This window comes from Pseudoxanthomonas sp., from assembly GCF_027498035.1.
In the GTDB taxonomy this organism is placed as follows: domain Bacteria; phylum Pseudomonadota; class Gammaproteobacteria; order Xanthomonadales; family Xanthomonadaceae; genus Pseudoxanthomonas_A.
The window spans coordinates 2,937,667-2,961,629 of the sequence record NZ_CP114978.1 but is presented as its reverse complement, the minus strand read 5'-3'; the positions used below and the strand labels follow the sequence as shown (position 1 = coordinate 2,961,629).

The 23,963-nt window shown below is 63.1% G+C and carries 21 protein-coding genes and 1 pseudogene; 9 read left to right on the top strand and 13 right to left on the bottom strand.

Going from position 1 to position 23,963, the window contains the following annotated elements:
- Positions 1 to 1,825 precede the first annotated feature (1,825 nt).
- From O8I58_RS12835 to O8I58_RS12820, 4 genes are all read right to left on the bottom strand, one after another.
- A complete protein-coding gene (locus O8I58_RS12835) occupies positions 1,826 to 2,236 on the bottom strand; it encodes a hypothetical protein (protein ID WP_298316695.1) in 411 nt (136 codons plus the stop codon).
- Between the two features lie 3,002 nt (positions 2,237 to 5,238).
- Complete coding sequence (locus O8I58_RS12830) at positions 5,239 to 5,616, bottom strand: hypothetical protein (RefSeq protein WP_298316692.1); 378 nt, start codon at positions 5,614 to 5,616, stop codon at positions 5,239 to 5,241.
- A gap of 331 nt (positions 5,617 to 5,947) precedes the next feature.
- Positions 5,948 to 6,253, bottom strand: a complete 306-nt coding sequence (locus O8I58_RS12825; RefSeq protein ID WP_298316690.1) for a hypothetical protein — start codon at positions 6,251 to 6,253, stop codon at positions 5,948 to 5,950.
- 916 nt (positions 6,254 to 7,169) lie between these two features.
- Complete coding sequence (locus O8I58_RS12820; protein ID WP_298316688.1) at positions 7,170 to 7,580, bottom strand: hypothetical protein; 411 nt, start codon at positions 7,578 to 7,580, stop codon at positions 7,170 to 7,172.
- Between the two features lie 542 nt (positions 7,581 to 8,122).
- Here O8I58_RS12820 and O8I58_RS12815 point away from each other — a divergent pair.
- Positions 8,123 to 9,130 (top strand): integron integrase, encoded by a 1,008-nt coding sequence (locus O8I58_RS12815; protein ID WP_298316686.1) that lies wholly within the window; start codon positions 8,123 to 8,125, stop codon positions 9,128 to 9,130.
- A gap of 208 nt (positions 9,131 to 9,338) precedes the next feature.
- On the opposite strand, the gene O8I58_RS12810 is transcribed toward O8I58_RS12815, so the two are convergent.
- Complete coding sequence (locus O8I58_RS12810) at positions 9,339 to 10,577, bottom strand: dipeptidase (RefSeq protein WP_298316665.1); 1,239 nt, start codon at positions 10,575 to 10,577, stop codon at positions 9,339 to 9,341.
- 263 nt (positions 10,578 to 10,840) lie between these two features.
- On the opposite strand from O8I58_RS12810, the gene O8I58_RS12805 reads away from it, so the two are divergent.
- The gene (locus tag O8I58_RS12805) at positions 10,841 to 11,440 is read left to right on the top strand and encodes a hypothetical protein (RefSeq protein ID WP_298316662.1); all 600 of its coding nucleotides are present in this window, start codon (positions 10,841 to 10,843) and stop codon (positions 11,438 to 11,440) included.
- 18 nt (positions 11,441 to 11,458) lie between these two features.
- Positions 11,459 to 12,871: an XVIPCD domain-containing protein gene (locus O8I58_RS12800; RefSeq protein ID WP_298316659.1), complete on the top strand. Its 1,413-nt coding sequence runs from the start codon at positions 11,459 to 11,461 to the stop codon at positions 12,869 to 12,871.
- A 35-nt stretch (positions 12,872 to 12,906) separates the two neighbouring features.
- Here O8I58_RS12800 and O8I58_RS12795 read toward each other — a convergent pair whose 3' ends face one another.
- The gene (locus O8I58_RS12795; protein ID WP_298316656.1) at positions 12,907 to 13,329 is read right to left on the bottom strand and encodes a hypothetical protein; all 423 of its coding nucleotides are present in this window, start codon (positions 13,327 to 13,329) and stop codon (positions 12,907 to 12,909) included.
- Positions 13,329 to 14,495: a class I SAM-dependent rRNA methyltransferase gene (locus O8I58_RS12790; protein ID WP_298316653.1), complete on the bottom strand. Its 1,167-nt coding sequence runs from the start codon at positions 14,493 to 14,495 to the stop codon at positions 13,329 to 13,331. Before O8I58_RS12790 ends, O8I58_RS12795 begins: the two co-directional genes overlap by 1 nt.
- A gap of 298 nt (positions 14,496 to 14,793) precedes the next feature.
- On the opposite strand from O8I58_RS12790, the gene O8I58_RS12785 reads away from it, so the two are divergent.
- Positions 14,794 to 17,025 carry an NADP-dependent isocitrate dehydrogenase gene (locus O8I58_RS12785; RefSeq protein WP_298316645.1) on the top strand — a complete coding sequence of 744 codons (2,232 nt, stop codon included), beginning with the start codon at positions 14,794 to 14,796 and terminating at the stop codon, positions 17,023 to 17,025.
- A 74-nt stretch (positions 17,026 to 17,099) separates the two neighbouring features.
- Here O8I58_RS12785 and O8I58_RS12780 read toward each other — a convergent pair whose 3' ends face one another.
- Positions 17,100 to 17,621, bottom strand: a complete 522-nt coding sequence (locus O8I58_RS12780) for a hypothetical protein (RefSeq protein WP_298316644.1) — start codon at positions 17,619 to 17,621, stop codon at positions 17,100 to 17,102.
- Here O8I58_RS12780 and O8I58_RS12775 point away from each other — a divergent pair.
- The 4 genes from O8I58_RS12775 to O8I58_RS12760 all read left to right on the top strand — a co-directional run bounded on the left by O8I58_RS12775 (position 17,583) and on the right by O8I58_RS12760 (position 19,784).
- Positions 17,583 to 18,419 carry a hypothetical protein gene (locus O8I58_RS12775; RefSeq protein ID WP_298316643.1) on the top strand — a complete coding sequence of 279 codons (837 nt, stop codon included), beginning with the start codon at positions 17,583 to 17,585 and terminating at the stop codon, positions 18,417 to 18,419. The genes O8I58_RS12780 and O8I58_RS12775 overlap by 39 nt on opposite strands.
- A gap of 2 nt (positions 18,420 to 18,421) precedes the next feature.
- Positions 18,422 to 18,967, top strand: coding sequence for a GTP-binding protein (locus O8I58_RS12770; RefSeq protein WP_298316641.1), 546 nt, complete (start codon positions 18,422 to 18,424; stop codon positions 18,965 to 18,967).
- Positions 18,960 to 19,358 (top strand): roadblock/LC7 domain-containing protein, encoded by a 399-nt coding sequence (locus tag O8I58_RS12765; protein WP_298316638.1) that lies wholly within the window; start codon positions 18,960 to 18,962, stop codon positions 19,356 to 19,358. The genes O8I58_RS12770 and O8I58_RS12765 overlap by 8 nt, the downstream gene beginning before the upstream one ends.
- Before the next feature lie 99 nt (positions 19,359 to 19,457).
- Positions 19,458 to 19,784, top strand: coding sequence for a hypothetical protein (locus tag O8I58_RS12760; RefSeq protein ID WP_298322961.1), 327 nt, complete (start codon positions 19,458 to 19,460; stop codon positions 19,782 to 19,784).
- 154 nt (positions 19,785 to 19,938) lie between these two features.
- Here O8I58_RS12760 and O8I58_RS12755 read toward each other — a convergent pair whose 3' ends face one another.
- From O8I58_RS12755 to O8I58_RS12740, 4 genes are read right to left on the bottom strand one after another with little or no spacing between them, the layout of a single operon-like run.
- Positions 19,939 to 20,310 carry a TfoX/Sxy family protein gene (locus O8I58_RS12755; protein WP_298316635.1) on the bottom strand — a complete coding sequence of 124 codons (372 nt, stop codon included), beginning with the start codon at positions 20,308 to 20,310 and terminating at the stop codon, positions 19,939 to 19,941.
- Positions 20,311 to 20,925, bottom strand: coding sequence for a glutathione S-transferase family protein (locus O8I58_RS12750; RefSeq protein WP_298316632.1), 615 nt, complete (start codon positions 20,923 to 20,925; stop codon positions 20,311 to 20,313). It lies immediately after the preceding gene.
- A 7-nt stretch (positions 20,926 to 20,932) separates the two neighbouring features.
- Positions 20,933 to 21,298 (bottom strand): VOC family protein, encoded by a 366-nt coding sequence (locus tag O8I58_RS12745; RefSeq protein ID WP_298316629.1) that lies wholly within the window; start codon positions 21,296 to 21,298, stop codon positions 20,933 to 20,935.
- Positions 21,299 to 21,308: 10 nt separating this feature from the next.
- The gene (locus O8I58_RS12740) at positions 21,309 to 21,788 is read right to left on the bottom strand and encodes an Lrp/AsnC family transcriptional regulator (protein ID WP_298316627.1); all 480 of its coding nucleotides are present in this window, start codon (positions 21,786 to 21,788) and stop codon (positions 21,309 to 21,311) included.
- Between the two features lie 129 nt (positions 21,789 to 21,917).
- Here O8I58_RS12740 and phhA point away from each other — a divergent pair, with 129 nt between their 5' ends.
- A complete protein-coding gene (gene phhA / locus O8I58_RS12735) occupies positions 21,918 to 22,808 on the top strand; it encodes a phenylalanine 4-monooxygenase (RefSeq protein WP_298316624.1) in 891 nt (296 codons plus the stop codon).
- Between the two features lie 15 nt (positions 22,809 to 22,823).
- Here phhA and O8I58_RS12730 read toward each other — a convergent pair.
- Positions 22,824 to 23,958 (bottom strand): annotated as a pseudogene (locus tag O8I58_RS12730) (GDSL-type esterase/lipase family protein).
- Positions 23,959 to 23,963 lie beyond the last annotated feature (5 nt).

Here is a 23,963-nt window from a genome sequence, read left to right as displayed (position 1 = left end):
CTGGCGGAGATTAGTCTGGCTTGCCAGCGATGGCTCAAGGAGGAAGCAGCTTGCGAGGCCAAGGAAGCCGAAAAGTCCAACCAAGCCACTGGTGCCAGGAAACTTTGCTACACCGCTGCAGCCTATCGCGAGGCATGCAAAAGCTGCGAGGTGATGCGCTCTATAGGTCCGTGCCATGGAGTCTCCTTTTGCTCGCTAACGCCTGAAATACGCCGACCTGCGAAGCAGGTTCGGCTTGATTGAATGGTTATGCGGCAAAGTACCAGACGCCGCGACGCCCGTGCGCGCCAGCGCACCCGACCAAGCTGCCGAAGGACCAGAGGCGAAGCCGCGACGCAAGCCAAGCGCGTTGTCCGCAGGCCGAACCAGCGCTAGCGCATGCGAACCAGAATGCTGGATGTGATGAGACCGATCCGATTGCAGCACGAACTAAATTCCTTTGCTCTACAACCGCATAACGCCTGAATTAAGCCGACCCGCAAAGCGGGTTCGGCTTGAATGAATTGTTAGACCTCATCCGCTGTATCACTGTCCGCGTACTCCTCTCTGGACCACGGATGCTCCGGTGACTCTCGGTAAGCAAGCCACCCGGCTGGCATGTCGGCAAGCTGAGTGAGGGTCGGGTCACGCTCAATCACGCAGCCAAGGCAGACAAGTTTTGCATCCGCCGTGGCATTGGTTGTGCCACACATGAACTGCCACTCTCCGTCATGGTCGTGATAAACCTCGAGGATTGGCCGAGAACCTTCAAGAACGTGCCTCGTTGTAAACGACGCGGTGTTGACCAGGGCGTCGAAAGCCCAGCCTGACTCCTCAAAGTTGTGCGTGTGGTTCATAGGCGAAGTCTAACGCCTGAATTAAGCCGAGCCGCGAAGCGGCTTCGGCTTGAATGAATTGTTAGGCCGCGCACTAGAAGCATGCGCCTGCCCACGAACAGCCGATGAAGATAACCGCGTACAGAGCTAACACAAGACCCGCAATCAGATAGCCAGCTGCGAGCAGCAGTCGAGCCAGAAGCGTAAATTGCATGTAACGGGCGATGCCAATCGCGCCGACCAAGGGCAAAGCCAGGAGGGCAAGAAGCGTGTACCTCTCTGCGGGCGTGCCATAGAGGTTGAAGCGCGGTAGCACCAGGACCGCCGCGACCAAGAGAAGTGGGCAGGTAAGCAGCCGAACTGCGAGATGCGGCTTTCTTGACCTTGCGGCCATGTCCATAAGCGGCCTAACGCCTGAATTAAACCGACCCGCGAAGCGGGTTCGGCTTGAATGAATTGTTAGGCCGCAGCTTATGAGGCTGAATGCCTGAATGTGTAACAGGCCATCTCTTACCCATAACGTCTATTACCTGTTCGTAGAGCATCCTTGCATGTTGATCGCACGGCTTAACCTTGTCCGGCTGCCGCACATCGAACAAGTAAATGTCCATATCTGATGCCGGGTCATTGCCGTTGCCTAACGGATAGTCGCTATGACCTCCTAGGACTATCTTGGGGCCAAATCCTGTCGTGATCTCCGCATGCGTGTATGACCAAGGAGCAAGCTCATTGCCCGTTGATGTATGGCTGGTATCTGAGAAGTTTTTACGTAAAAGGAGTGCTGATTTATAGAATAACTCCCGTGCTTCAAGGATGTCAGCTCTTCCAGTTACACGAAATGATGCCTTTGCGCATAGCGTGGTTGCTGGCCTACCCTGCTCATCCGGGGCGCATGCGCACAGCACGAACGGGAAAGATAACGTAGTTATCAAAATGATACTGAATCTGTCCATGCGGCCTAACGCCTGAATTAAGCCGACCCGCGAAGCGGGTTCGGCTTGAATGAATTGTTAGCCCGCACGCGATGCACGATCTTCGGCGAGTTGGCTGCAAATGAACTCAACGTTTGCGATGCCCCGTATTGTTGGGACGGCAACCAGCGTGATTGGTGTAGGCAGGGCTGCCTCGCCAATCCCAACCCAGGCGCCGCCCTGCCAGACGGCAATGCCCTCAAGTTGCTCGCTCTCCGACATGTAGCTAGCAGAGGCAATGAGGCTGCTGTCCTTAGTGATGAGAGTAATGACCGGTTCCGTCATTGCTTCCGAGACATCCTTTGTATCAAGGACAGGGCACTGCCAAGTCTCATCGTCGGCCTGATCCTCGGGACCGACCTCCCACACCCAAAGCCAGATAGGGTGTGTCTGCGCGTCCTGTGCAGAGATCTCATCGAGGGGCTTTGAAGGTCCGACCTTGAACGTCATGAAGCGCTCCCTGCGGGCTAACGTCAGAAATAAGCCGACTGGCGAAGCCAGTTCGGCTTGATTGAGTTGTTAGGCACCGTTGCTGGGGGGCGCGCGGCGGGGGAGCTCAACTCCATAGGCTCTCTCACCACCCTCCTTAATAGCCAGAAAGCTAATAAAGGTGCCAGGGAAGCCAAAAATAAATGCAACGATTCGCCAGACGGCGCTGGAGCTATTTTGCGCGCGCATCCCTGCGTAGCTGACGTTTGCAAGAATCCAGATGGCCGAGACGCCTGACCTAGTAGCGGCATCTTGAGTCTTCTCGGCAGCCTCAGCGGCAGCCGCTGTCAGTGGGGCTAAAGCCAGGAGACTCGCTGAAATTTTCCGTAAGACGTCCATATTTCTCCTTAGGTGCCTAACACCTGAATTAAGCCGACCCGCGAAGCGGGTTCGGCTTGAATGAATTGTTAGGTGGCGTGCTAGCTAACACGGTCCACCATCAGATTGTCACTGTGAGCTGCCAACGAGTGGATGACAAAACCAAGAACTTGATCAAAGAGTCGCCCGCGACCTTGCCCCGCAACCGAAACGTACGGTGACTCGCCATTTGGCTCGATGAGACGGACAGCTACCTTCTCGCGGCAGTCCAATAGGTCAACGTGATACTCGTCGCCGCCATGAAACTCGGGCCAGCTCTGTAAGGATGCAGCCAAATCAGTGAGCAGCGAGAAGTACGAGAGTATGTGAACTTCACGAAATGTCATGGCAGCCACCTAACGCTGGAAATAAGCCGAACCGCGAAGCGGTTTCGGCTTGATTGACTGGTTAGGCCAGCATGGCCCAACGAAGGTCGCCGGCCAGGCTGGCAAGCCGACGTGCTGAATGTCTTGCGATGCTTCCGATGCAGGGCTTGTCACGTGAACGCTCCGATGCGGTGACCTAACAAGTGTCAGCTAGCCAAGACGTATCAGCAAGCCGCGATGCCAGCCCAACAAAAAGCAACACGCCTAACGTCCGAAATAAGCCGACTGGCGGAGCCAGTTCGGCTTGATTGAATTGTTATGCGGCAAAGTACCAGACACCACAACAGCCGTGCGCGTCAGCGCACCCGGCCAAGCCACCGAAGGACCAGAGGCGAAGCCGCGACGCAAGCCATGGGCGTTGTCCGAAGGCCAAACCAGCGTCAGTACAAGCGAACCATAATGCTGGATGTGATGCGGCCGATCCGATTGCAGCACGAACGAACTCTCCTTGTCCTACAGCCGCATAACGCCTGAGTTAAGCCGACCCGGAGCGGGGCGGCGACTGCGTGCTAGCGTAGCGTAGGCACGTGGGCGCCGCCACGATTTGGGTTCGGCTTGAACGAATTGTTAGGCCGCTCCAATGCGCACGATGGATAGTCCCGTATCTGTGCGATGTATAGCCACCAGGATGCCGACAAGTTTTACCAAATCCCAATTCGTCTTGAATCTTGAGTCAATGACGGATCCGTCATTGCATTTAATAACAATGCGGCCTGTCTCCCCAGGCTCAAGTACCTCTGTCTCTGTCACGACGCCAAGTCTGCTAGTTATCTCGGTGATCGTGCTTTTGATCTTGTATCCAACGTAGGTCATATCGAAGCAACCATGTTTTGGCCAGGGACTACCAAGCTCATCTAGCCAAACAGAGCCGCCGTTGTGGCGAATAAAGTAGACACTAGCGCCACATTCTGGGCAGTTGGTTGGGCTGCAGAATTCATCTGAATGGTCCCATTGAGATACTGTGCCAGCGACACGACTACGAGCGATATCAGGCTCTGTTGCCGTGCCCTCTCCGCCAAAACCGCATGTGCAGCTAGGATCGTGATTCCATGCGTTGCACATGCGCGAATCTCCAGAGCGGCCTAACGCCTGAATTAAGCCGAGCCGCGAAGCGGCTTCGGCTTGAATGAATTGTTAGGCCCGTCCGCAAGCTCAGATGCGCGAAACACGACCTGAACCTTTGCACCTGTGGCAGAGAACACTCCGGCCACTCAGCGGCTCACTGGATGTGCCCCAGCAGGTTTGACAGTCATGAGGTTTTCCCTTGCCGTGACAGTCAGGGCACTTGACCTTACCGCTACCGCGACAAGCGGGGCACGCTTTCAGTTCTAAGTTGCTGTTCTTACCAATCGCCACAGTCTTTCCTGACGGGCCTAACGCCTGAATTAAGCCGACCCGCGAAGCGGGTTCGGCTTGAATGAATTGTTAGGCCGCTGGCCCGGGGAGGCCAAGTCCAGCGACCACGAATGCAACAGCTTGCTCGACATTGCTCGCGGTGAGCCGATCAGACGACCTCGAACTTTCAAACAAGAACGGGCAAGATCCGGAACTGGACTCAAGTTGCACCTCAATGTCAGTAGCCGGATGGCGGAAGAACCACAAACCGTCATCGTCACTCTCGGGATGTAAGACAGTAAGCTGCGCTGCCGATATGTTCGGATGTGTCAGATACAGCTGAGCAATGATTGCGTCAATGTCGCGCACCTTATCTCCCGCGGCCTAACGCCTGAGTTAAGCCGCGCCACGAAGTGGCGTCGGCTTGGACGAATTGTTAGGCCCCGGTGCGGGACCTTTGAGTGAGCCTGCCAGAAGAAGCAAGCCGATTAACCCAATTGGTGGAGTGAGTGTGCTCCAGTAGATGTTTCCGGGCAAAGCGAGTGCCGCGAGGAATGAGGCAGCTACCCCGCTGGCTATGGAAATGGCTATGCCTCCGCGCTCCCATTTGGTAAGCATAAAAAAACGGCGGCCGGCGCCGATGCGGAAAAAGGCACCTAGAAAACCGGCGGCACCTCCTAGGCCCAGCGCAAGAAGTCCGGGCTCGCGAAAGCCCACAACAAGCAGGACAACAACGAAAGGCCCCAGTAGAAGCGCGCAGCCAACCCAGACTGCACCGAGTGCAAGCCGAGTTGGTTTGAGATCTATCAAGTTTGCGATCCTGCTGAGCAAGGGGCCTAACGCTGGAGTTAAGCGGCGGCGTAGCCGTCCGCCTTGAACGACTGGTTAGGTGCCCAACGCGGAACGTTTGCGGCGCAGAACCAGCACAACACGTGCGACCAACATTACAGCAAATGCGATAGCAGCCACTTGGACAAGCGCTGGGTGATTGGCAGGCGAGCTGGGCTGGAATGCAAGCCAAAGCATGCCGAACGCTAGAACGAACATGGCAAGAACAAGCAAAGACTTGGCGGCGCGAGTAGAAAAGGGAAATGCCAGCAGTGGCGCTGCTACCAGCAAGAACCCAGCACCAGCAACATAGCCTGCGACTGGATCGGTTTTGACCGCGCCCGATGCCGCCACGAAGACCCAAACCACTCCAAGCAAGGCGATGCATGCGCCTACAAGGAAGGTGAAAACCTTTGTCAAAGTGCGGAGTTTCACTTTGGGCACCTAACGCCCGAAATAAGCCGACTGGCGAAGCCAGTTCGGCTTGATTGAATTGTTATGCGGCAAAGTACCAGACACCACAACAGCCGTGCGCGTCAGCGCACCCGGCCAAGCCACCGAAGGACCAGAGGCGAAACCGCGACGCAAGCCATGGGCGTTGTCCGAAGGCCAAACCAGCGCCAGTACAAGCGAACCATAATGCTGGATGTGATGCGGCCGATCCGATTGCAGCACGAACAAACTCCCCTGCCCTACAGCCGCATAACGCCTGAATTAAGCTGAGCCGCGAAGCGGCTTCGGCTTGAATGAATTGTTAGGCCGCGCACTAGAAGCATGCGCCTGCCCACGAACAGCCGACGAAGATAACCGCGTACAGAGCTAACACAAGGCCCGCAATCAGATAGCCCGCTGCGAGCAGCAGCCGAGCCAGAAGCGTGGATTGCATGTAACGGGCGATGCCAATCGCGCCGACCAAGGGCAAAGCCAGGAGAGCAAGAAGCGTGTACCTCTCTGCGGGCGTGCCATAGAGGTTGAAGCGCGGCAGCACCAGGACCGCCGCGACCAAGAGAAGTGGGCAGGTAAGCAGCCAAACTGCGAGATGCGGCTTTCTTGACCTTGCGGCCATGTCCATAAGCGGCCTAACGCCTGAATTAAGCCGACCCGCGAAGCGGGTTCGGCTTGAATGAATTGTTAGGCCTCGCTGCGCAATACGCGCGGCAGCAGACCCGAAGCGAGGAACAATAAGGTGATCTGCCCAGCGCCGCAAAGGGTCAGCCAGGCGAGTGGGGTGAAAGGGCGTGAGAAGAACGTGGGCCAGGTCTCGTACATAGGGCCGACGGAGAGCGACGCGGGAAGTGACACAGCCGCCAGCACAATGTCGGGCAAGAGATGCTCCTGAGCGGAGTGAAGAAGGCGCACGTCTACGTACCAAGCCCATGCTGCGGCCAAAGCAACAATGACGCCGTATGCGATTGCAACTCGTCGGGGTGCTGTCATGCGAGGCCTAATGCCTGAATTAAGCCGTGCCGCGAAGCGGCATCGGCTTGAATGAATTGTTAGAGCCCACCAAGCCAAGGCTCCAGCTTTGGAAAAGCTACCGAAAACGCAGCGTGCCAGTTGTCCCCCGGACCAAACCCATTTGGATCAAACTTGACGACAGGATTGTCTGGCTCGGCCAAGTCTATGCAGTAGTGGATGGCGCAGCCAACGTGGAGGATGGGAAGTAAGCTCTTGGGCCAAGCCCAGCCAGGATCTTCAGGGTCTGGCTCATTGAAGATGCGGTAGAGGCTTATAGCCGTGTCGCCTTGGTCCGTCAGATGGCCGGAACCCAAGCCGAGCAAGCCATAGTCCGGCCCGAAGCCACCATTTCCACGTTTTGCATAAAGCCCAATGAGCGCGGATGGGAGGGAGTAGCCAACCGTACTCTCAACTTCAGCGATCTCTTCATTTGTCGGTGCCGGGAATCTCACGTGGGCTCTAACGCCTGAATTAAGCCGAGCCGTGAAGCGGCATCGGCTTGAATGAATTGTTAGGGCTGCAGGCAATAGTCACTTCTTTCGCCTGATCTCGTCGACAATCACCCCAGCCAGAGCACCGCCCGCGCCAAACACGACAAAGAGTGGAACGCCAATTGCGCCACCCAACGCAGCTATCCCAGCGCCTTGCCCAGAAAGAGTTAGTGCAGCGACTGCTGCAGCCATAGCCATACGTGCGGGGAGCCCACGTTCCTCCCAGCCAACACGCTTCAACTCTTTCCAAGCAACTTGAAGGATCGGCGCCAGAACCTTCTTGTCCGTGGAAGCCACTATTGCGGCCTTAGCTTTCTGTAGAGCAGGCGCTTTACTGGCTCTTATATCAAGCATTGTCTGCGCCCAGACTCTGAGAGCGTCAAGGTTTTCTGGCTTTGTGGCTACCACGATTGCCTGGCCAATCTCTTTGGTCTGATCTGGCTTTCTCATGTGCCCCCTTTATGCACCAGTGCAGCTCTAACGCCTGAATTAAGCCGACTTGTGTAGTGGAGGCAAAAGCGTGGCAAGCTTTTTCTGCCACGCTTTTGCTGTAACGAAACAAGTTCGGCTTGAATGAATTGTTAGCCACCTCTCTGCGGCGGCCCTAGCTGTATGAAGATTTTATTCTGTAATAGGCGAAGGCAACTATAGCGGCCACTCCTATTACGAGAAGGGCTTGAATTGCTCGCAATTTTCTTGTGCCCTCAAGTTCCTTTGTCTTCTTTGTCGCGTATGCACTTATCCAAGCCATGATGATGGCCCAGATAACAACTGCCAAAATGTTTCCCACGTGCTCCCCCTTGGGACTGCGGATGGTCTGGTGAGGCGGCTAACTACTAGTAGACCCCAAGCTGGGGCGTATGCCGCATCTTCTGCCGGCGATTCGAACTGGTCAATCGGGAAATTCCTACGTTGATTGAAGACGTTACTGATTGTCCTGGAAAATGCTGCTGGTCAGGATGGCGATGGATGGAGGGCATGGAGGCCCTGCGATGTCATATGACGAGCTGCATACCCCGATAAAAGACGCGCAGCAGGTCCGGCCGAGGCCACGCATGCTGGAACAGGTCCGCGCGCGGTTGCGCGTCAAGCATTACAGCCTGCGCACCGAGCAGGCGTATCTGGGCTGGATTCGCCGGTATATCCGCGAACATGGCATGCGCCATCCTGCGCAGCTGGACGGGGCACATGTTGAGACTTTCCTGACCCGGCTGGCTACGCGCGACCATGTGGCAGCCAGCACCCAGAACCAGGCACTGTCGGCACTGCTGTTCCTGTACCGGGAAGTGCTGGCCATCGATCTGCCCTGGATGGAGAACGTCGTGCGGGCCAAGGCTCCAAGGCGGTTGCCGGTGGTGCTCTCGCAGACGCAGGTCCGCCAACTGCTGGGACAGCTGTCAGGTCGTGAGGCGTTGATGGCCGGGTTGCTCTATGGCGCCGGCCTGCGGCTGATGGAATGCATCCGCCTACGGGTAAAGGACGTGAATCTGGCGCGCAACATGCTGCTGGTGCGCGATGGCAAGGGCGGCAAGGACCGGGTGACGGTACTGCCGGGAACGCTACGGCCCGTGCTTGAACGGCAGTTGCAGGACACGCGCCTGCTCCATGCACGCGACCTGGCGGTGGGGCTTGGAAGGGTGCATCTGCCGCATGCGCTGGCGCGCAAATATCCCAACGCGGCACAGGAGCTGGCCTGGCAATACGTGTTCCCCGCCACGCGCATTTCAGAAGACCCGCGCGATGGGGTGCGCAAGCGACATCACATCGATGAAAAGGTGCTGCAGCGCGCAGTCCGTCGCGCAGCGATCGGCCTGGGCCTGGACCAGCCGGTCACGCCGCACACCCTGCGCCATTGCTTCGCCACGCACCTGTTGGAAACAGGTGCCGACATCCGCACCGTGCAGGAACTGCTCGGCCACAAGGACGTGACCACCACGCAGATCTACACGCACGTGTTGAACCGGGGCGTCCATGGCGTGCTCAGTCCATTGGACCGCTGACGTCGATGGTGCCGCACACCTGGCCGCAAGATCTCCCCGGGTGCGGTCTTTGGCCTTACCCGGGCTACGTGCTGATGCATGGCCGTTGTAGGAGCGGCCCATGGCCGCGATGAGGTGTCCCCGGTAAAGCCTTTCGGCCATGGGCCACTTCTACACACAGGTCCTTCTCGCCGCCTTTCCGGTTTGGCCGTTGCCTGGAGGCGAAGGATCAGTGCGCCTGACTGGCCGCCCAGTCCTGGGCCTGTTGCATCACGCGCAGGACGTTGCCGCCCCAGATATCGGCGATCTGCTGTTCGGTATAACCCTTGCGCAACAGCCAGGCGGTGATCTTGGGCAGGTCCGACACATCCTCCATGCCGGCCACGCCACCGCCGCCATCCCAGTCCATGCCAATGCCGACATGCTCGGGGCCGATGAGCTTGAGCGTGTGGTCGAAGTGGGCCAGGAAATCATCCAGCGTGGCCTTGCGGACCGGGTACTTGGCATCGAGCGCCTTCAGGTCGGCGGTGAGCTTGGCGCCGTCGGCGACTTTCATGTGTTCCCAGTCGCCGTACTTGCCCATCAGCGCGCCTTCGGCGGCCTTGCGCTCGGGGCTGGCACCGTTGTCGATCAGGTAGCCGCTATAGGAATTCATCTGGATCACGCCGCCATGCGCGGCCAGCACCTTCAAGCGGGCATCGTCGATATTGCGCGGATGGTCGTGCACGGCGCGTGCGCCGCTGTGCGAAAGCAGGATCGGCACCGGCGACATAGCGATCAACTGGTCGAACACGTCATCGGACGCATGCGACTGGTCGATGACGATGCCGAGCTTCTGCGCCTGCTGCACCAACGCCTTGCCGGCCGGGCTCAGCCCGTGCCATTCCGGACCCTTGGGGTCGGTGGCCGAGTCGGCAAACTCGTTGTTGAGAAAGTGCGCCGTGCTCATCAGGCGCAGGCCCTGCTTGTAATAGAACGACAGCAGCGAGGGATCGGCGACCAGCGGGCTGGCGTTCTCCATGCTGATGTAGACGATGCGCTTGCCTTCGGCCTTGATTCGCGCTGCATCGGCGGGGGTCGTGGCTTCCTCGAACGTGTCGGGGTGCGCGGCCAGCAGCTGATGGATCACCGACAGGCGCTGCAGGCCGTCATCACGATCGTCCAGGTGGGCCTTCTCGCTGCGGTCGCCCTGGCCGGTGTACACGGCCCAGAAGCCGCCATCCAGCGCACCCTGCACCATCCGCGGGTAGTCCACCTGCGACAGCAGGTTGCCCGGGTGCGCGGCTAGGATGTCGAAGTCGGCACGTTCGAAATTGGCCGGCGTGTCCAGGTGCGAATCCAGGGTCACCAGTTTTTTCTGCAGGGCTGTGGCGCGGGCCAGCTCCTGCGGGGTGAACTCGACGGCACCGGCAACGGCCGGCGCGGCCAGCAGCAGCGCAAGCGAAAGACTCAAAGCGCGACGTTTCATATGGTCTCGGATCGCAAGTGGGAGGGGAGGATGCACGGCCCGATCATAGCCGCGCCGCCGGCCGGGATCAGAACCTGCTCGTCGGTGTGAACCGCGTTCCACTCCGGCCCCGGGCGCAGCATCGCAACAGGCCCGACGTTGTCGAAGTTCTCACCTCCTCACACGTCGTGTTGCGCCATCTGGCACTTGGTGCTTCACTCCGGTACCGCTTGTCAGTCCCCTATCTGCCAAGACCGCACCGCTGCATGAGGATCCCCCGCCACATGAGCCCTGCCCGTTCCACTCCGCTGCTGCTGGCCGCCTGCATGGCGTTGCCGGCGTGTTCGCATGCCCTACGCGCCACGTCTTCCAAGGAGGAGCCCGCCATGACCACCGCCGCACCCGCTTCCATCGCATCACCCAGGCTCGACGCACCGCAGGCCCTGCAACGCGTGCTGGATCTGATCGACGACAGCCACGGCCTGGCCGACCTGACACCCGCGCACATCAGCCAGGTGATGGGAATCCCGATGGAGACCGCACGCGATGGCAGCGCGCGCTACGGCTTCGGCGAGGCCCTCGACACCCAGTGGACCTACGGCGTGGGGCTGGATGCGACGACGCCGGATGCGTCCAGGTTCGAATTCGCCTTCAATCCCTCGCAGGCCGACGCGCCGATGACGCCGATCTGCCAGATGGACTACGACGCCTTCACCGCCAAGCTGGAAGCGATGGGGTTCACCCGCACCCCGTATCGCGCCGAGCACGGGCGCTTCGTCAAGGAATGGTTCGACAAGCCCGGCCTGCGCGTCAGCGTCTATCCGCAGGGCGAGACCGCCGAGGCCGCCGCGCACCGCTGCGTACGCATGGTGACCATCCCTTAAAGGCCAAGGAGTGCCGACATGCCATTGACCAAGGAAGCCCAGGCGCTGGTGGATGAATTCGCCAAGCAGCCCGGCGTGAGCGCCGACCACGCCGCCAACCTCACCCATGTCATCAACGGTTCGCCTGCGCTGGTGAGCCAGATCAACGATGCCGTCAAGGCGGGGCACCTCAAGCACATCGTGCCGCTGCCGGTCGGCACCAACGCCGGCGGTGAGTACGACGGCAGCGCCAAGGAAATGCGCCTGCCGCTGTCGGTGCTGGCCACGCCGCACGCCGGCACGCCGTTCGACGCCGCCGAGCCGACCTTCGTGCTGGGCCATGAGCTGCAGCACGGCTTCAACAATGCCGCGACCAGCAAGGCCACCCAGGACTTCATCGATGACGCGAAGAAAGTCGCCGAAAGCAAGGGCGCGACGCATGACTACACGCCCGTGCTGGGGAACCTGATCGCCGCCAACCGCCGTGACGAAGCTGGCGCCGAAGTGGCCGGCTGGAATGCGCTGGTCGGCATGGTCCAGACCGGCAAGCCCGCCGCCACGCTGGAAGACGTCTACACCGCCAGTCCGTTCCGAGCGGCCGACTTCATCGATCGCGCCGGTACGCCGCCCAACTACACCTACACCGCCAAGCCCAACCTCAGCCTGGATGCGGACCTGCACCTGCAGCCAACCGCGCACAACGTGGAAGGCATGGGCAAGAACTACTTCGACCATTCCCCGGCTGAGACCGGACTGGGCCACAACGGCAACTCGGACTATGCGAACTATTACGGGTCGTGGGGCGTCGGCCTGATCGTGCAGTCCGAACGTGCCTACGGCGATGGCAAGGCTTCGCTGCAGATGAACCTGCAGCAGCTGCACCTGAGCGAAGACCTGATGGAACAGAACGGCATCAACCTGGGTCGCAACACCAGCGCCATGCCGTACCAGGACACCAGCACCACGCCACCGACCGCGCACCATTTCGACCACACCGCGAGTACCTTCACCCACGTACCGATCGTGTTCCAGGGCGCGGCCGCGCCCGATGGATCACCGACGCGCTTGGCACCGGACCAGGCGGGCCATCCGGACCACCCGTTGTTCAAGCAGATCGAAGCGGGCGTGACTGCACAGGGCTATGCGCGGGGCGAAGATGCCAGCCGCATGAGCCACAGCTTGCTGGTCCTGGCGAAGGAACAGGGCTTCCATCGTGTCGACCACGTGATGCTGGGGCGCGGCACCAGCGCCGGGGGCGGCCCGAACATCTTCCTGGTGGAAGGCAACCTGCAGGACCCCGGCCAGCGCCGGGCGTCGATGGATGCCGGCCTGGCCATGCAGACCCCGCAGGCCGATTCCCTGCAGCGGGTGGATGCGATCAACCAGGCCCGCGATCCCGCCTCCACCACGCAGGCGCAGCCCACGCAGGAGCCGCAGCGCGTCACGCTGTAGCGCAACGCCCGCGGACACGCCGCCGCGCCTCCGCGTCAGTCTGGCGCGCGACGCGGGGCCGTGCTTTCCGGCGCCGCCCCGCGCTGTCCACGCAGCTCACGCCATGCGCAGAACAGGGGCAACGCGAAGATCGCCATCAACACCAGGGCGAGCAACAACACGCCCGCGGCGGGCAGCAGCAACGCCACCGCCGCCGCAACCATCAGCACCAGTAGGCCGGTGATGCGCCGGCGACCGGTGAACCAGGCGCCCAGCGCCAGCAGCGCGCAGTCGGCCGCAACCAGCAGTCCTTCCACATGGGTCAATGGCTCGGTGCCGTTGACGCGTGGCTGGGTCAGCACCATCGGCGCCAGGACCATGCCCAGGACCGCGAACACCAGCACCAGGCTGGCGACGAAGTCGGACAGGCCGAACAGCGCGCGGGTGAGTCTGCTGCCCGCCGCGCGCGCCGTGCTCATCAGAACACCCGGCAGAACACGGCTTTGAGGTAGCGCGATTCCTGCACGTGGGCCATGAACGGATGATCGGGGCCGGCGCCGGAGACTTTCAGGATCTGGATGGTGCGGCCGGAGAAGTAGGCCGCGCGACGCAGCATGTCCAGGAACTCATGTTCGGCCACCAACCCGGTGCACGAGAACGTGGCGAACAGGCCGCCGGGCTTGACCACGCCCAGCGCCAGCTTGTTCATGTCCAGGTACTTCTTCAGCGCCGGGATCACCTGCTCGCGGTCGCGGGTCATCTTGGCCGGGTCCAGGATCACCATGTCGTAGCTTTCGCCACGCGCAGCGGCATCGCGCAGGTACGGGAAGATGTCGGCCTGGACGAACTTGGGCCGCACGCCGTTGAGCCTGGCATTGCCCTTGGCGATGGCGATCACGTCTTCGTCGATATCCACGCCGACCACTTCACTGGCGCCGCGCGCGGCCGCGTACACCGCGAAACCGCCAGTGTTGCAGCACAGGTCCAGCACGGTCTTGCCGGCGGCCAGCTGGCTGAGCCACTGGCGGTTCTCGCGCTGGTCGGCGAAGAAGCCGGTCTTGTGCGCGCCGGCCGGGTCGGCGCGGAACTTCACGCCGTATTCGGTGATGACTTCGGCCTCGGTGCCCGAGGTGCTGTGGAAATCGAAGCTCTCCTGCTTCTGCACGTGTTCTTCGGCGAACACATGGAAGCGGCAGCCCGGGAACTGCAGGCGCAGCGCCTCGAACACCCACTCGCGGTGGCGGAACATGCCGGCGGCGAAGAACTCGACCACGATCAGGTCGCCATAACGATCCACCACCAGGCCAGACAGGCCGTCGCCTTCGCTGTGGACCACGCGCCAGGCGTCGGACACGTCATCCAGCTTGAGCACGTCGCGGCGCAGCGACACCGCCTGGGCGATCTTGTCGTTGAACCAGGCCTGGTCCACCTGCACGTCCGGATCGGTTTCCAGGATGCGCACGGCGATGCGCGAATGGCCGTTGTAGAAACCGCGGCCCACCCAGGCGTTGTCCACGCCGAACACGTCGACGATGGTGCCGGGCTTGGGCTTCTGCGGCGGCTTGTCCACCAGTTTCTGGAAGATCCAAGGGTGGCTGGAACGCCAGGCGTTCTTCAGGCGGACGGCGGGGTTGGGCATGTTCATGCGCCTATTGTAGAAGGCCGCGCGCGATTTGATGCTTTCCGCGGCAACCATTGCTGCGGCACGACGACTGCAACACAGCAACCCGCGCCATACGGGTGCGCAGCTTTGCCCTGCCACGCGTTAGCCGCGACAATGGCGTGCTTGGCTGCTCACGGCCCCGCCTGCGGCAAGGAACACGCCGGAGGCCCGGCCTTGATGCCAGCGGCACGTTCGATGGGCAGCCCCCCGATTCGCCCACCGGCGTGCGCCGCGCTTCACATTCCCGCGTCCCCGCATCCGCAAGAGAGACAGATCCCGCATGTCCAACACGCCCAAGATCATCTACACGCTGACTGACGAAGCCCCGTTCCTGGCGACCCAGTCGCTGCTGCCCATCGTCGATGCCTACACCGACACCGCCGGCATCGTGGTCGAGACCCGCGACATCTCGCTGGCTGGCCGCATCCTGGCCCAGTTCCCGGACCTGTTGAGCGCCGGGCAGAAAGTTGCCGACGACCTGACCGAGTTGGGCGAGCTGGCGACCACGCCGGAAGCCAACATCATCAAGCTGCCCAACATTTCCGCATCGGTGCCGCAGCTGAAAGCCGCCATCAAGGAACTGCAGGACCAGGGCTACCCGCTGCCGGCCTACCCGGACGCGCCGGCCACCGATGCCGAGCAGGACATCAAGACCCGCTACGACCGGACCAAGGGCAGCGCGGTCAACCCGGTGCTGCGCGAAGGCAATTCCGACCGCCGCGCGCCGCTGTCGGTCAAGAACTACGCCCGCAAGCACCCGCACCGCATGGGCAAGTGGTCGACCGACTCCAGGACCCACGTGTCGCACATGGAATCGGGTGATTTCTTCGGCAGCGAAAAGTCGGTGACGGTGGCCGAGGCTGGCGCGCTGAAGATCAGCTTCGTCGGCAACGATGGCAGCACCACCGTGCTCAAGGACAAGGTGGCGGTGAAAGCCGGTGAGATCGTCGATGCCGCGGTGTTGAGCAAGAAGGCGCTGGCCAGCTTCATCGATGCGCAGATCATCGATGCCAAGGCGCAGGGCGTGCTGTTTTCGGTGCACCTGAAGGCCACGATGATGAAGGTCTCCGACCCGGTGCTGTTCGGCATCGTGGTGGGCGAGTTCTACAAGGACGTGCTGGCCAAGCACGGCGCAGTGCTCAAGTCGGTCGGCTTCAACCCCAACAACGGCATCGGCGACCTGTATGCGGTGATCGCCAAGCTGCCGGCCGAGCAGGCCGAGGCGATCAAGGCCGACGTCGATGCCGAATACGCCAAGCGCCCGGCACTGGCGATGGTCAACTCGGACAAGGGCATCACCAGCCTGCACGTGCCGTCGGACGTGATCATCGATGCCTCGATGCCGGCGATGATCCGCGACAGCGGCAAGATGTGGAACGCCAAGGGCGAGCTGCAGGACACCAAGGCGGTGATCCCGGACCGCTGCTACGCCGGCGTGTACCAGGCCACCATCGATGATTGCCGTGCCAACGGCGCGTTCGACCCGGCCACCATGGGCTCGGTGCCCAACGTCGGCCTGATGGCGCAGAAGGCCGAGGAATACGGCAGCCACGACAAGACCTTCCAGATCGTCGGCGACGGCAAGGTCGTCGTCACCGATGCGGCGGGTGCAACCGTGTTCGAACACGCCGTGGAAGAAGGCGACCTGTGGCGCATGTGCCAGGTCAAGGACGCGCCGATCCAGGACTGGGTCAAGCTGGCCGTGACCCGCGCCCGCCTGAGCGCGACCCCGGCCGTGTTCTGGCTGGACAGCGCGCGTGCCCACGACGCGCAGGTGATCGCCAAGGTCCAGGCCTACCTGAATGACCACGACACCACCGGCCTGGATATCCGCATCCTGCCGCCGCTGGAAGCCACCAAGTTCTCGCTGGAGCGCATCCGCAAGGGCCAGGACACCATCTCGGTGACCGGCAACGTGCTGCGCGACTACCTGACCGACCTGTTCCCGATCATGGAGCTGGGCACCAGCGCCAAGATGCTGTCGATCGTGCCGCTGATGGCCGGCGGCGGGCTGTTCGAAACCGGTGCCGGCGGTTCGGCGCCCAAGCACGTGCAGCAGTTCGTCGAAGAGGGCTACCTGCGCTGGGATTCGCTGGGTGAGTTCCTGGCCCTGGCCGCCTCGCTGGAACACCTGGGCCAGACCTACGACAACGCCGCCGCCGCCACGCTGGCCAAGGCGCTGGACGTGGCCAACGGCAAGTTCCTGGACAGCGACAAGTCCCCGGCCCGCAAGGTCGGCGAGATCGACAACCGCGGCAGCCACTTCTACCTGGCCTTGTACTGGGCCCAGGCGCTGGCCGCGCAGGACGACAACGCCGCACTGAAGGCCAAGTTCGCCCCGCTGGCCAAGGCGCTGACCGACAACGAAGCCACCATCGTGGCCGAGCTCAACGGTGCCCAGGGCCAGCCGCAGGACATCGGCGGCTATTACCACCCGGACCTGGCCAAGGTCGGTGCCGCGATGCGTCCCAGCAAGACCTTCAACGACGCGCTGGCGCTGCTGGGCAAGTAAGCCCACCGCCGCGATGAAGCAACGGGCCCGCTTTCGCAAGGAAGCGGGCCCGTTCTCATTCTGGGCTGCCCGCACTACATCGCGATCGACGGCCTGGCGGGGATGGACTTGGCCAACGCGCGTCGCGCCGGAATCATCGATCCGCACATACGGGCCTCGCTCGACAAACCCTGCCAACCATCACCGCGGTATGTCGTGCCGGTGACAATCCCGACAGTGACGCGGATGTTGTCGTGTCCGTAAACATCGAACACCTCACACCTGTTCAACGCGATCATCCTTGCATTCACGGAACTGCGTGCTGCATCACCCACAGCGCGTTGGCGGCCGCCTAGATTCATGACATCGACGGTCGCCAGGGGGGTGACCGGCATCATGCAGTGCGTGGTGCGATGAGGAACTGTCGCATGACCAAGGTATTGATCCTCGGATCGGACCTTCACGGCGAGCTCGACTTGCTGCAACGGTTGCAGGCCACGGCTGGCATGCAGTCTCCAGCTTTGCAGTTGTCCCATGACTTCGCCGATTGCGACCTGCTGGTGGTCCGGGACGATGCCATGCTGCGCAGTGCGGCACAGCGCATCGTCGCCAACCATCCCTGGCTGCCGATGTGGTCGCTGCGCGAGGACGGCACGCTCTGTGACGCCTTGCACCAGCCGCCCGCGCCATTGGCCGATGCGCAGGTGCAGGAGACCCTGCAACGCCTGCAGGCCATCGCCGCACCAGGCGCGACGGCCATGCCTGTCGTTGCCCCCGACACGCCAGCCGAAGATCCCTCGCCCCTGAGCGAGGCATTGCGCGCGCGCCTGCTGCAGGCCGGTACGGTGGCCGCACTGTCGCTGGACGGACACGATGTCCTGCTGCTGGATTTCCGCCGGCTGCTGGCCCTCGTGCCGCCCGGCGCGACGGGCCTCGACGAACCACCAGCCCAGTTGCTCAGCCGGACATTCGAAAAGCTCGCGCTGCGCACGCTGCCGGCGCCGCGCTATTCGGCACTGTTTGTCGAACTCCACAGCGTCGCCCTGATTCCCCTGCTGTGGCAGGCCGGGTTGCGCATGACCACGACACCGCTGTTGCTGGCGCCGATGGAGGAAAACCACCGCCTGCGCCTACAGCGCTGGCCGGACTTCCGCGTGCTGGCCCATCGTCACGACGACTTCCGCCTGTGCTCGTTGTTGCTGCGCCGTGCCTGCACGGCGATGGAAGCCAGCCATGCCCTCGGCGTGGACCCAGGCGCGGTCCGCGCTTTCTTCAACGCCGCCTGGCTGTCCGGCTACGCCCAGGTGGAAGCTGAAACCGCGGTGGAGCCAACGCCACCGCCCACCCGCCACCGTGGCCCCGGCGCCCTGTTGGCCAGCATGTGGCGCGGCGTGCGTCGCACAAGAGGAGGTTGAACGTGCGGGAGCACAAGATCGTGGTGCTGGGGTCGATGGGCGCGGGCAAGTCCACGCTGGTACGAACCGTGGCCAATGGCCGGGTCGTGGACACCGACGTGCACAACACCGACGCCAGCCTGACCAAGGCGCTGACCACCGTGGCGATGGACTACGCCGATGTCGACCTTCCCAATGGCGACCGGCTGCGCCTGGTCGGCACGCCGGGGCAGGCGCGCTTCGAGTTCATCTGGCCGATCCTGCTGACCGGCGCGGCCGGGATCGTGGTGCTGGTCGATGGCGCCAGCGACCAGGCCGCGGCCCATTTCGATACGTACCTCGATGCGCTGGCAGCCCACGCGCCCCAGGTGCCGACCGTGGTCGGCATCTCGCGCCTGGATCTGAAGCCCGATGCCAGCCTTGACCCCTTCCATGGGCGCCTTGAGCAACGCGGCCGGCCGCTGCCGGTGCTGCCGCTGGACGCACGCGAAGTCGACCAGATCCTGATGGTGATGGATGTGCTGATGAGTGAGATCGAATCCACCGAACTGGTCGGCCGCCATGATTGATGGATTGCCCGCGCAGCAGCGCGACCTGGTCCAGGCACACCTGCAGGCCTTCGCCAGCGAGGTCGGCGGCGTGCGCAGCGCGGTGGTCGCCAGCGTGGACGGCTTTGCCATCGCGGTCGCCAATGGCGCGCCCGGCAGCGGCGAACGCCTGGCGGCGATGACCAGTTCGATGCTGGCCCTGGCCGCGGCGGTCGGGCGCGAGCTGGCGCTGGGCGAGCTGGAATCACTGATGGCCGAAGCCAGCGCAGGCAAGGTCCTGATGCTGGCCATCCCGGCCCCGGTCCCGCTGCTGCTGATGGCGGCCTGCGAGCGCCGGATCCTCACCGGCAACGTGCTGTGGGCCGCCCGCGCCTGCAGCCGGCGCATCGCCGACGACCTCCGAGGCACATGAGTTCCACCGCAAGTCCCGCTTCATGTTCCACCCATGTCCCACCACCCAACCACAAAGAGGTTTCCCGTGGCCAATCTGAAAGACTCCCTCGACACTCTGATGAGCCTGGACGGCGCTCAGGCCGTTGCCCTGGTCGACTACACCAGCGGCATGCTGCTGGGTTCGGCCGGCGGCGGCATCGATCTGGAGCTGGCCGCGGCCGGCAACACCGAGGTCATCCGCGCCAAGATGAAGACCGCCAGCTCGCTCAACCTCAATGACAACATCGAGGACATCCTGATCTCGCTGGGCAAGGCGTACCACATCATGCGTCCGGTCGCGGCCTCGCCAGGCCTGTTCTTCTACCTGGTGCTGGACCGCACGCGCTCCAACCTCGCGATGGCGCGGCGTTCCGTACTCGACGTCGAATCCAAGCTGGAGATGTAGCAGGCCACGCGCGTCGGTCGACCAGCCAGCCATCGTGCTGGCTGGTGCCGCCGCGACCCGATGGTGTCACCGCAAGCGACAGCCTCCCGGCGCGCACCACGCAGGCGCAGGCTGCTCGGCTTCATTCGCCGGGACGACTGACCATCGTGGCGGATCAGGTCTTTCCGGGCTTGCGTGCCGCGCGTTTTGCCACGGCTTTCTTCGCTGCCACCTTCTTCGGTTTCGGCATCGGCAGCGCATCGGCGGTGGCCCGCAGCAGGCGCTGCAGGGCATCGGTGTCTTCCAGCGCATCAGCCAGCAGGTAATGCGGCTTGGCACCGGGATAGGGCGGCTGTTCGATGACTTCGTGCAGCAGCGCCAGCCCGGCCGCGGTGGGTTTGAGGAAGACCTGGTTGTCACAGACCAGCGCGACCACCTTGCCGTCCAGGTACAGGGCGTATTCGCCGAACATCTTCTTCGATTCCAGCACCGCGCCGAGCGCGGACTGGGCATGCACGTAAGCGATGAAATCCGGATCGGTGGCCATCTAGGGAACTCCGTTGCGTCCATGCGCACGATACCCGGCACGCGTCTCCAGGCGTGCGACCCAGGCCGCGACCGCCGGCAGGTCCGGGCGCGCCATCGGCGTCATCAGCCAGCGATTGGCCGACAGGCCCAGCACGATGTCGGCCAGGGTGAAGTCGCTTCCGGCGACATACGCAGCGGTGTGCGCCAACTGCGCATCCAGCAGCGTCATCAGCCGATTCCACCCGGCGATGCTGGCCTCGGTGGCGGCCGCGTCCTGATAGGCGGGGCTGCGTCGTACCAGCGCCATGAACGCCGGCCGCCAGGTGGTGTTGAGCTCGGTGGCCTGCCAGTCCATCCACTGCTCCACGCGCGCACGCGCCAGGGGATCGGCCGGCAGCAGATCGTGGCGTTGTTCGCGCGCGGCCAGGTAGCGGCAGATCGTGTTGGATTCCCACAGCACAGCGTCGCCGTCGATCAGCACCGGCACCAGGCCGTTGGGGTTGAGCGCCCGCAGCCGCGCCCCGTCGCCGGGCGCATCCAGTGGGTCGTGCAGGAGCGGCAGCGCCAGTTCCTCGCACAGCCACAGGACCTTGCGCACGTTGATCGAGGTGGGTTTTCCGAGCAGTGTCAGCACCGGGCGCTCACGCGTTGGCCACGTGCCAGCACACGCCGGCCAGGTCGATCATGTGGACTTCGCGGCCCCACGGAAAATCGGTCGGCGTGCCCAGCCGGAAGCCCGGGAAGCGCTGCTCCAGCCCACGCGCCTGCATCACCCGCCACCAGGCATCCACATCGGCCACGCAGATCCGCAGCATCAGGTTGTGGGCGAAGTGATCGTCGTGGAAATCCTGCAGGATGAATTCCACCGCGCCGCTGCGGAACCCGCAGACATCGCCCACGTCCCAGGCTTCGACGAAATCCAGCGCGGCGAACAACGCGCGGCTGGCGGCATAGTCCGCGCCGCCCGGCACGAACGGCTGCAGCGACTTCAAGGTGGTCTCATCCATCACAGGCTCCTCAGGGAGTGGGCAGCGGAATCCCGGCGGCATCCTTGACCGTGCGCAGGACGAAGCTGGAATTGACGTCGGCCACGCCAGAGGCGGCCAACAGCTTGTCCAGCAGGAAACGCGAAAAGTGGTCCAGGTCGCGCACCAGGATCTGCAGCAGGTAATCCATGTCGCCGGTCAGCGCGTGGCAGGCGACCACTTCGTCCCAACTGGTCACCGCGGCGGCGAAGCGGTCGATGGTCGGCTGGTCGTGGTGTTCCAGTTGCACGCGCACGAACGCCTGCAGGCCCAGCCCCAGCGCGCGGGCTTCCAGCCGCGCGCCGTAACTGCTGATCACCCCGGCCGCCTCCAGCCGCTGGGTACGGCGCAGGCAGGCCGACGGCGACAGGTTGATCTGCGCGGCCAGCTCGGCATTGCTGGCGCGGCCCTGCGTCTGCAACAGGGCCAGCAGCCGAAGATCCGTGCGATCCAGCGTGGGATTGGCGTCCATTTTCTGCGTCGCAACAAACAATGACGCAATTAGATTGCGCCGGACGGCGTACGCAGTGCAACTTTCGCAAGCCTGTTGCGCCGGGTTGCCGGTAGCGTGGCAGGCCTGTCCTGTCTTGTGGAAATCCGCATGAACGCCACCCCGCGCCGCGTCGAGAACCAGCTCACCGACAAGGGCTATGTGCCGGTCTACACGACCGAGGTGGTGGCCCAGCCGTGGGACAGCTACACCGACGCCGACCATGACACCTGGGGCCAGCTGTTCGAGCGCCAGCGCAGCCTGCTGCAGGGCCGCGCCTGCGACGAGTTCCTGGCCGCACAGGATGCGATGGGCATGATCGCGCACCAGATCCCGCGCTTCGACGACCTCAACGTCGTGCTGGGCGCAGCCACCGGCTGGCAGCTGGTCGGCGTGGAAGGCCTGCTGCCGGAACTGACCTTCTTCGAGCACCTGGCCAACAAGCGCTTCCCGGTGACCTGGTGGATCCGCAAGCCGGAGCAGATCGACTACATCGCCGAACCGGACCTGTTCCACGACCTGTTCGGCCATGTGCCGCTGCTGATGAACCCCAGGTTCTCCGACTACATGCAGGCCTACGGCCGCGGCGGGGTCAAGGCGCACGGCATCGGCCCGGAAGCACTGGTCAACCTGACCCGGCTGTACTGGTACACGGTGGAGTTCGGCCTGATCAGCACGCCGCAGGGGCTGCGCATCTACGGCAGTGGCATCGTCTCGTCCAAGGGCGAATCGCTGTACGCGCTGGAATCGAACGCACCCAACCGGATCGGTTTCGACCTGATGCGGGTCATGCGCACGCGCTACCGCATCGACGACTACCAGAAGACCTACTTCGTGATCGACAGTTTCGACCAGCTGATCGACGCCACCGCGCCCGACTTCACCCCGCTCTACGCCCAGCTGGAACACGCCGACGCCCTGCCCGCCGGCCGCGTGCAGGACAGCGACCAGGTGTTCCATCGCGGCACGGGTGAAGGTTGGGCCGAAGGTGGGGATGTCTGATCCGGTGCCGCATGGTCAGGGCAGTTCGACAACGGCCCTGGCCGGATACGCCAGCAGGATCACCAGGTCGTCCGTGCCCTGCTGCTGCAGCGCGTGGGTGCTGCCGGGGCGGGTGAGCAATGCATCGCCCGCAGCCACCTGGTACGGCTGGCCATCCAGCACGTACAGGCCATTGCCGCTGACGATGTAGTAGATCTCGTCCTTGTCGTGCAGGTGCAGGCCGATGCCAGCCCCCGGATGCAGCACGCGCTTGCGCAGCACGAACGGCAGGTCCCTGGCCTCGGCGAAGAACGGATAAGCCGTGGTCCGACCGGCGCCGGCATGTGGGCCGGGCTGTTCGATGGCGCGGTCGGTGGCGCGCTCCACCACCGAAGGCCGTGGCTGGTTGGCGCGACGATCAGCAGCATCGGCGGGGATGTCGCAGTCGATGTCGCGCACCAGCGCACTGCGCACGTCCTGGTCGACGGCCACCCAGCCACGCACCACCTGGCAGGCCATCGCGGTGGCACCGGCGACGCTGAAGTGGGTGCCGTCGGCCTTGTCCTGCTCAGGCACGAACAGGAAGTACGGGCGCGCGGCCTGCTCGCCCAGCGCGCGGACCCACGCCGATGCGCTGGCGTTGAGGTCGATCAGGGCGACCTGCTCGCGCGCGGCCAACTGCTGCATCGCGCGGGTGTACAGGCCGTGGGTGTCGAGCAGCGACCCGAAGTCGTACAGCAGCCGCGGTGGCGGCGTGACCAGCACCGGCGTGGCGCCCTTGTCACGGGCCAGGGCGATGTAGCGCAGCAGGAACGCCGGGTAATCGGTGTCCGGGGCGTCGTAACGGCTCGGGTCTTCGAACTTGGCGTCGTTATGGCCGAACTGGATCATCAACACGTCGCCGCGCTGCAGTTCGGCGGCGATGGCTTCGAGTCGTCCTTCGGCGATGAAGCTGCGGGCGCTGCGCCCCCCCCTTGGCATGGTTGCGGACCTGCCAGCGCTGCGGGTCCAGGTAGCTTTGCAGCACCTGGCCCCAGCCGGCCTGCGGGGCGCGATCGGGCCCGTATTCGGCCACAGTGGAATCGCCGGCAAGGAAGACGCGGCGGGGTTGGGCGTCAACCGGCAGCGCCCAGCCCAGCAGGAGGAACAGGCAGATCAGGATGCGCGGCATGGACG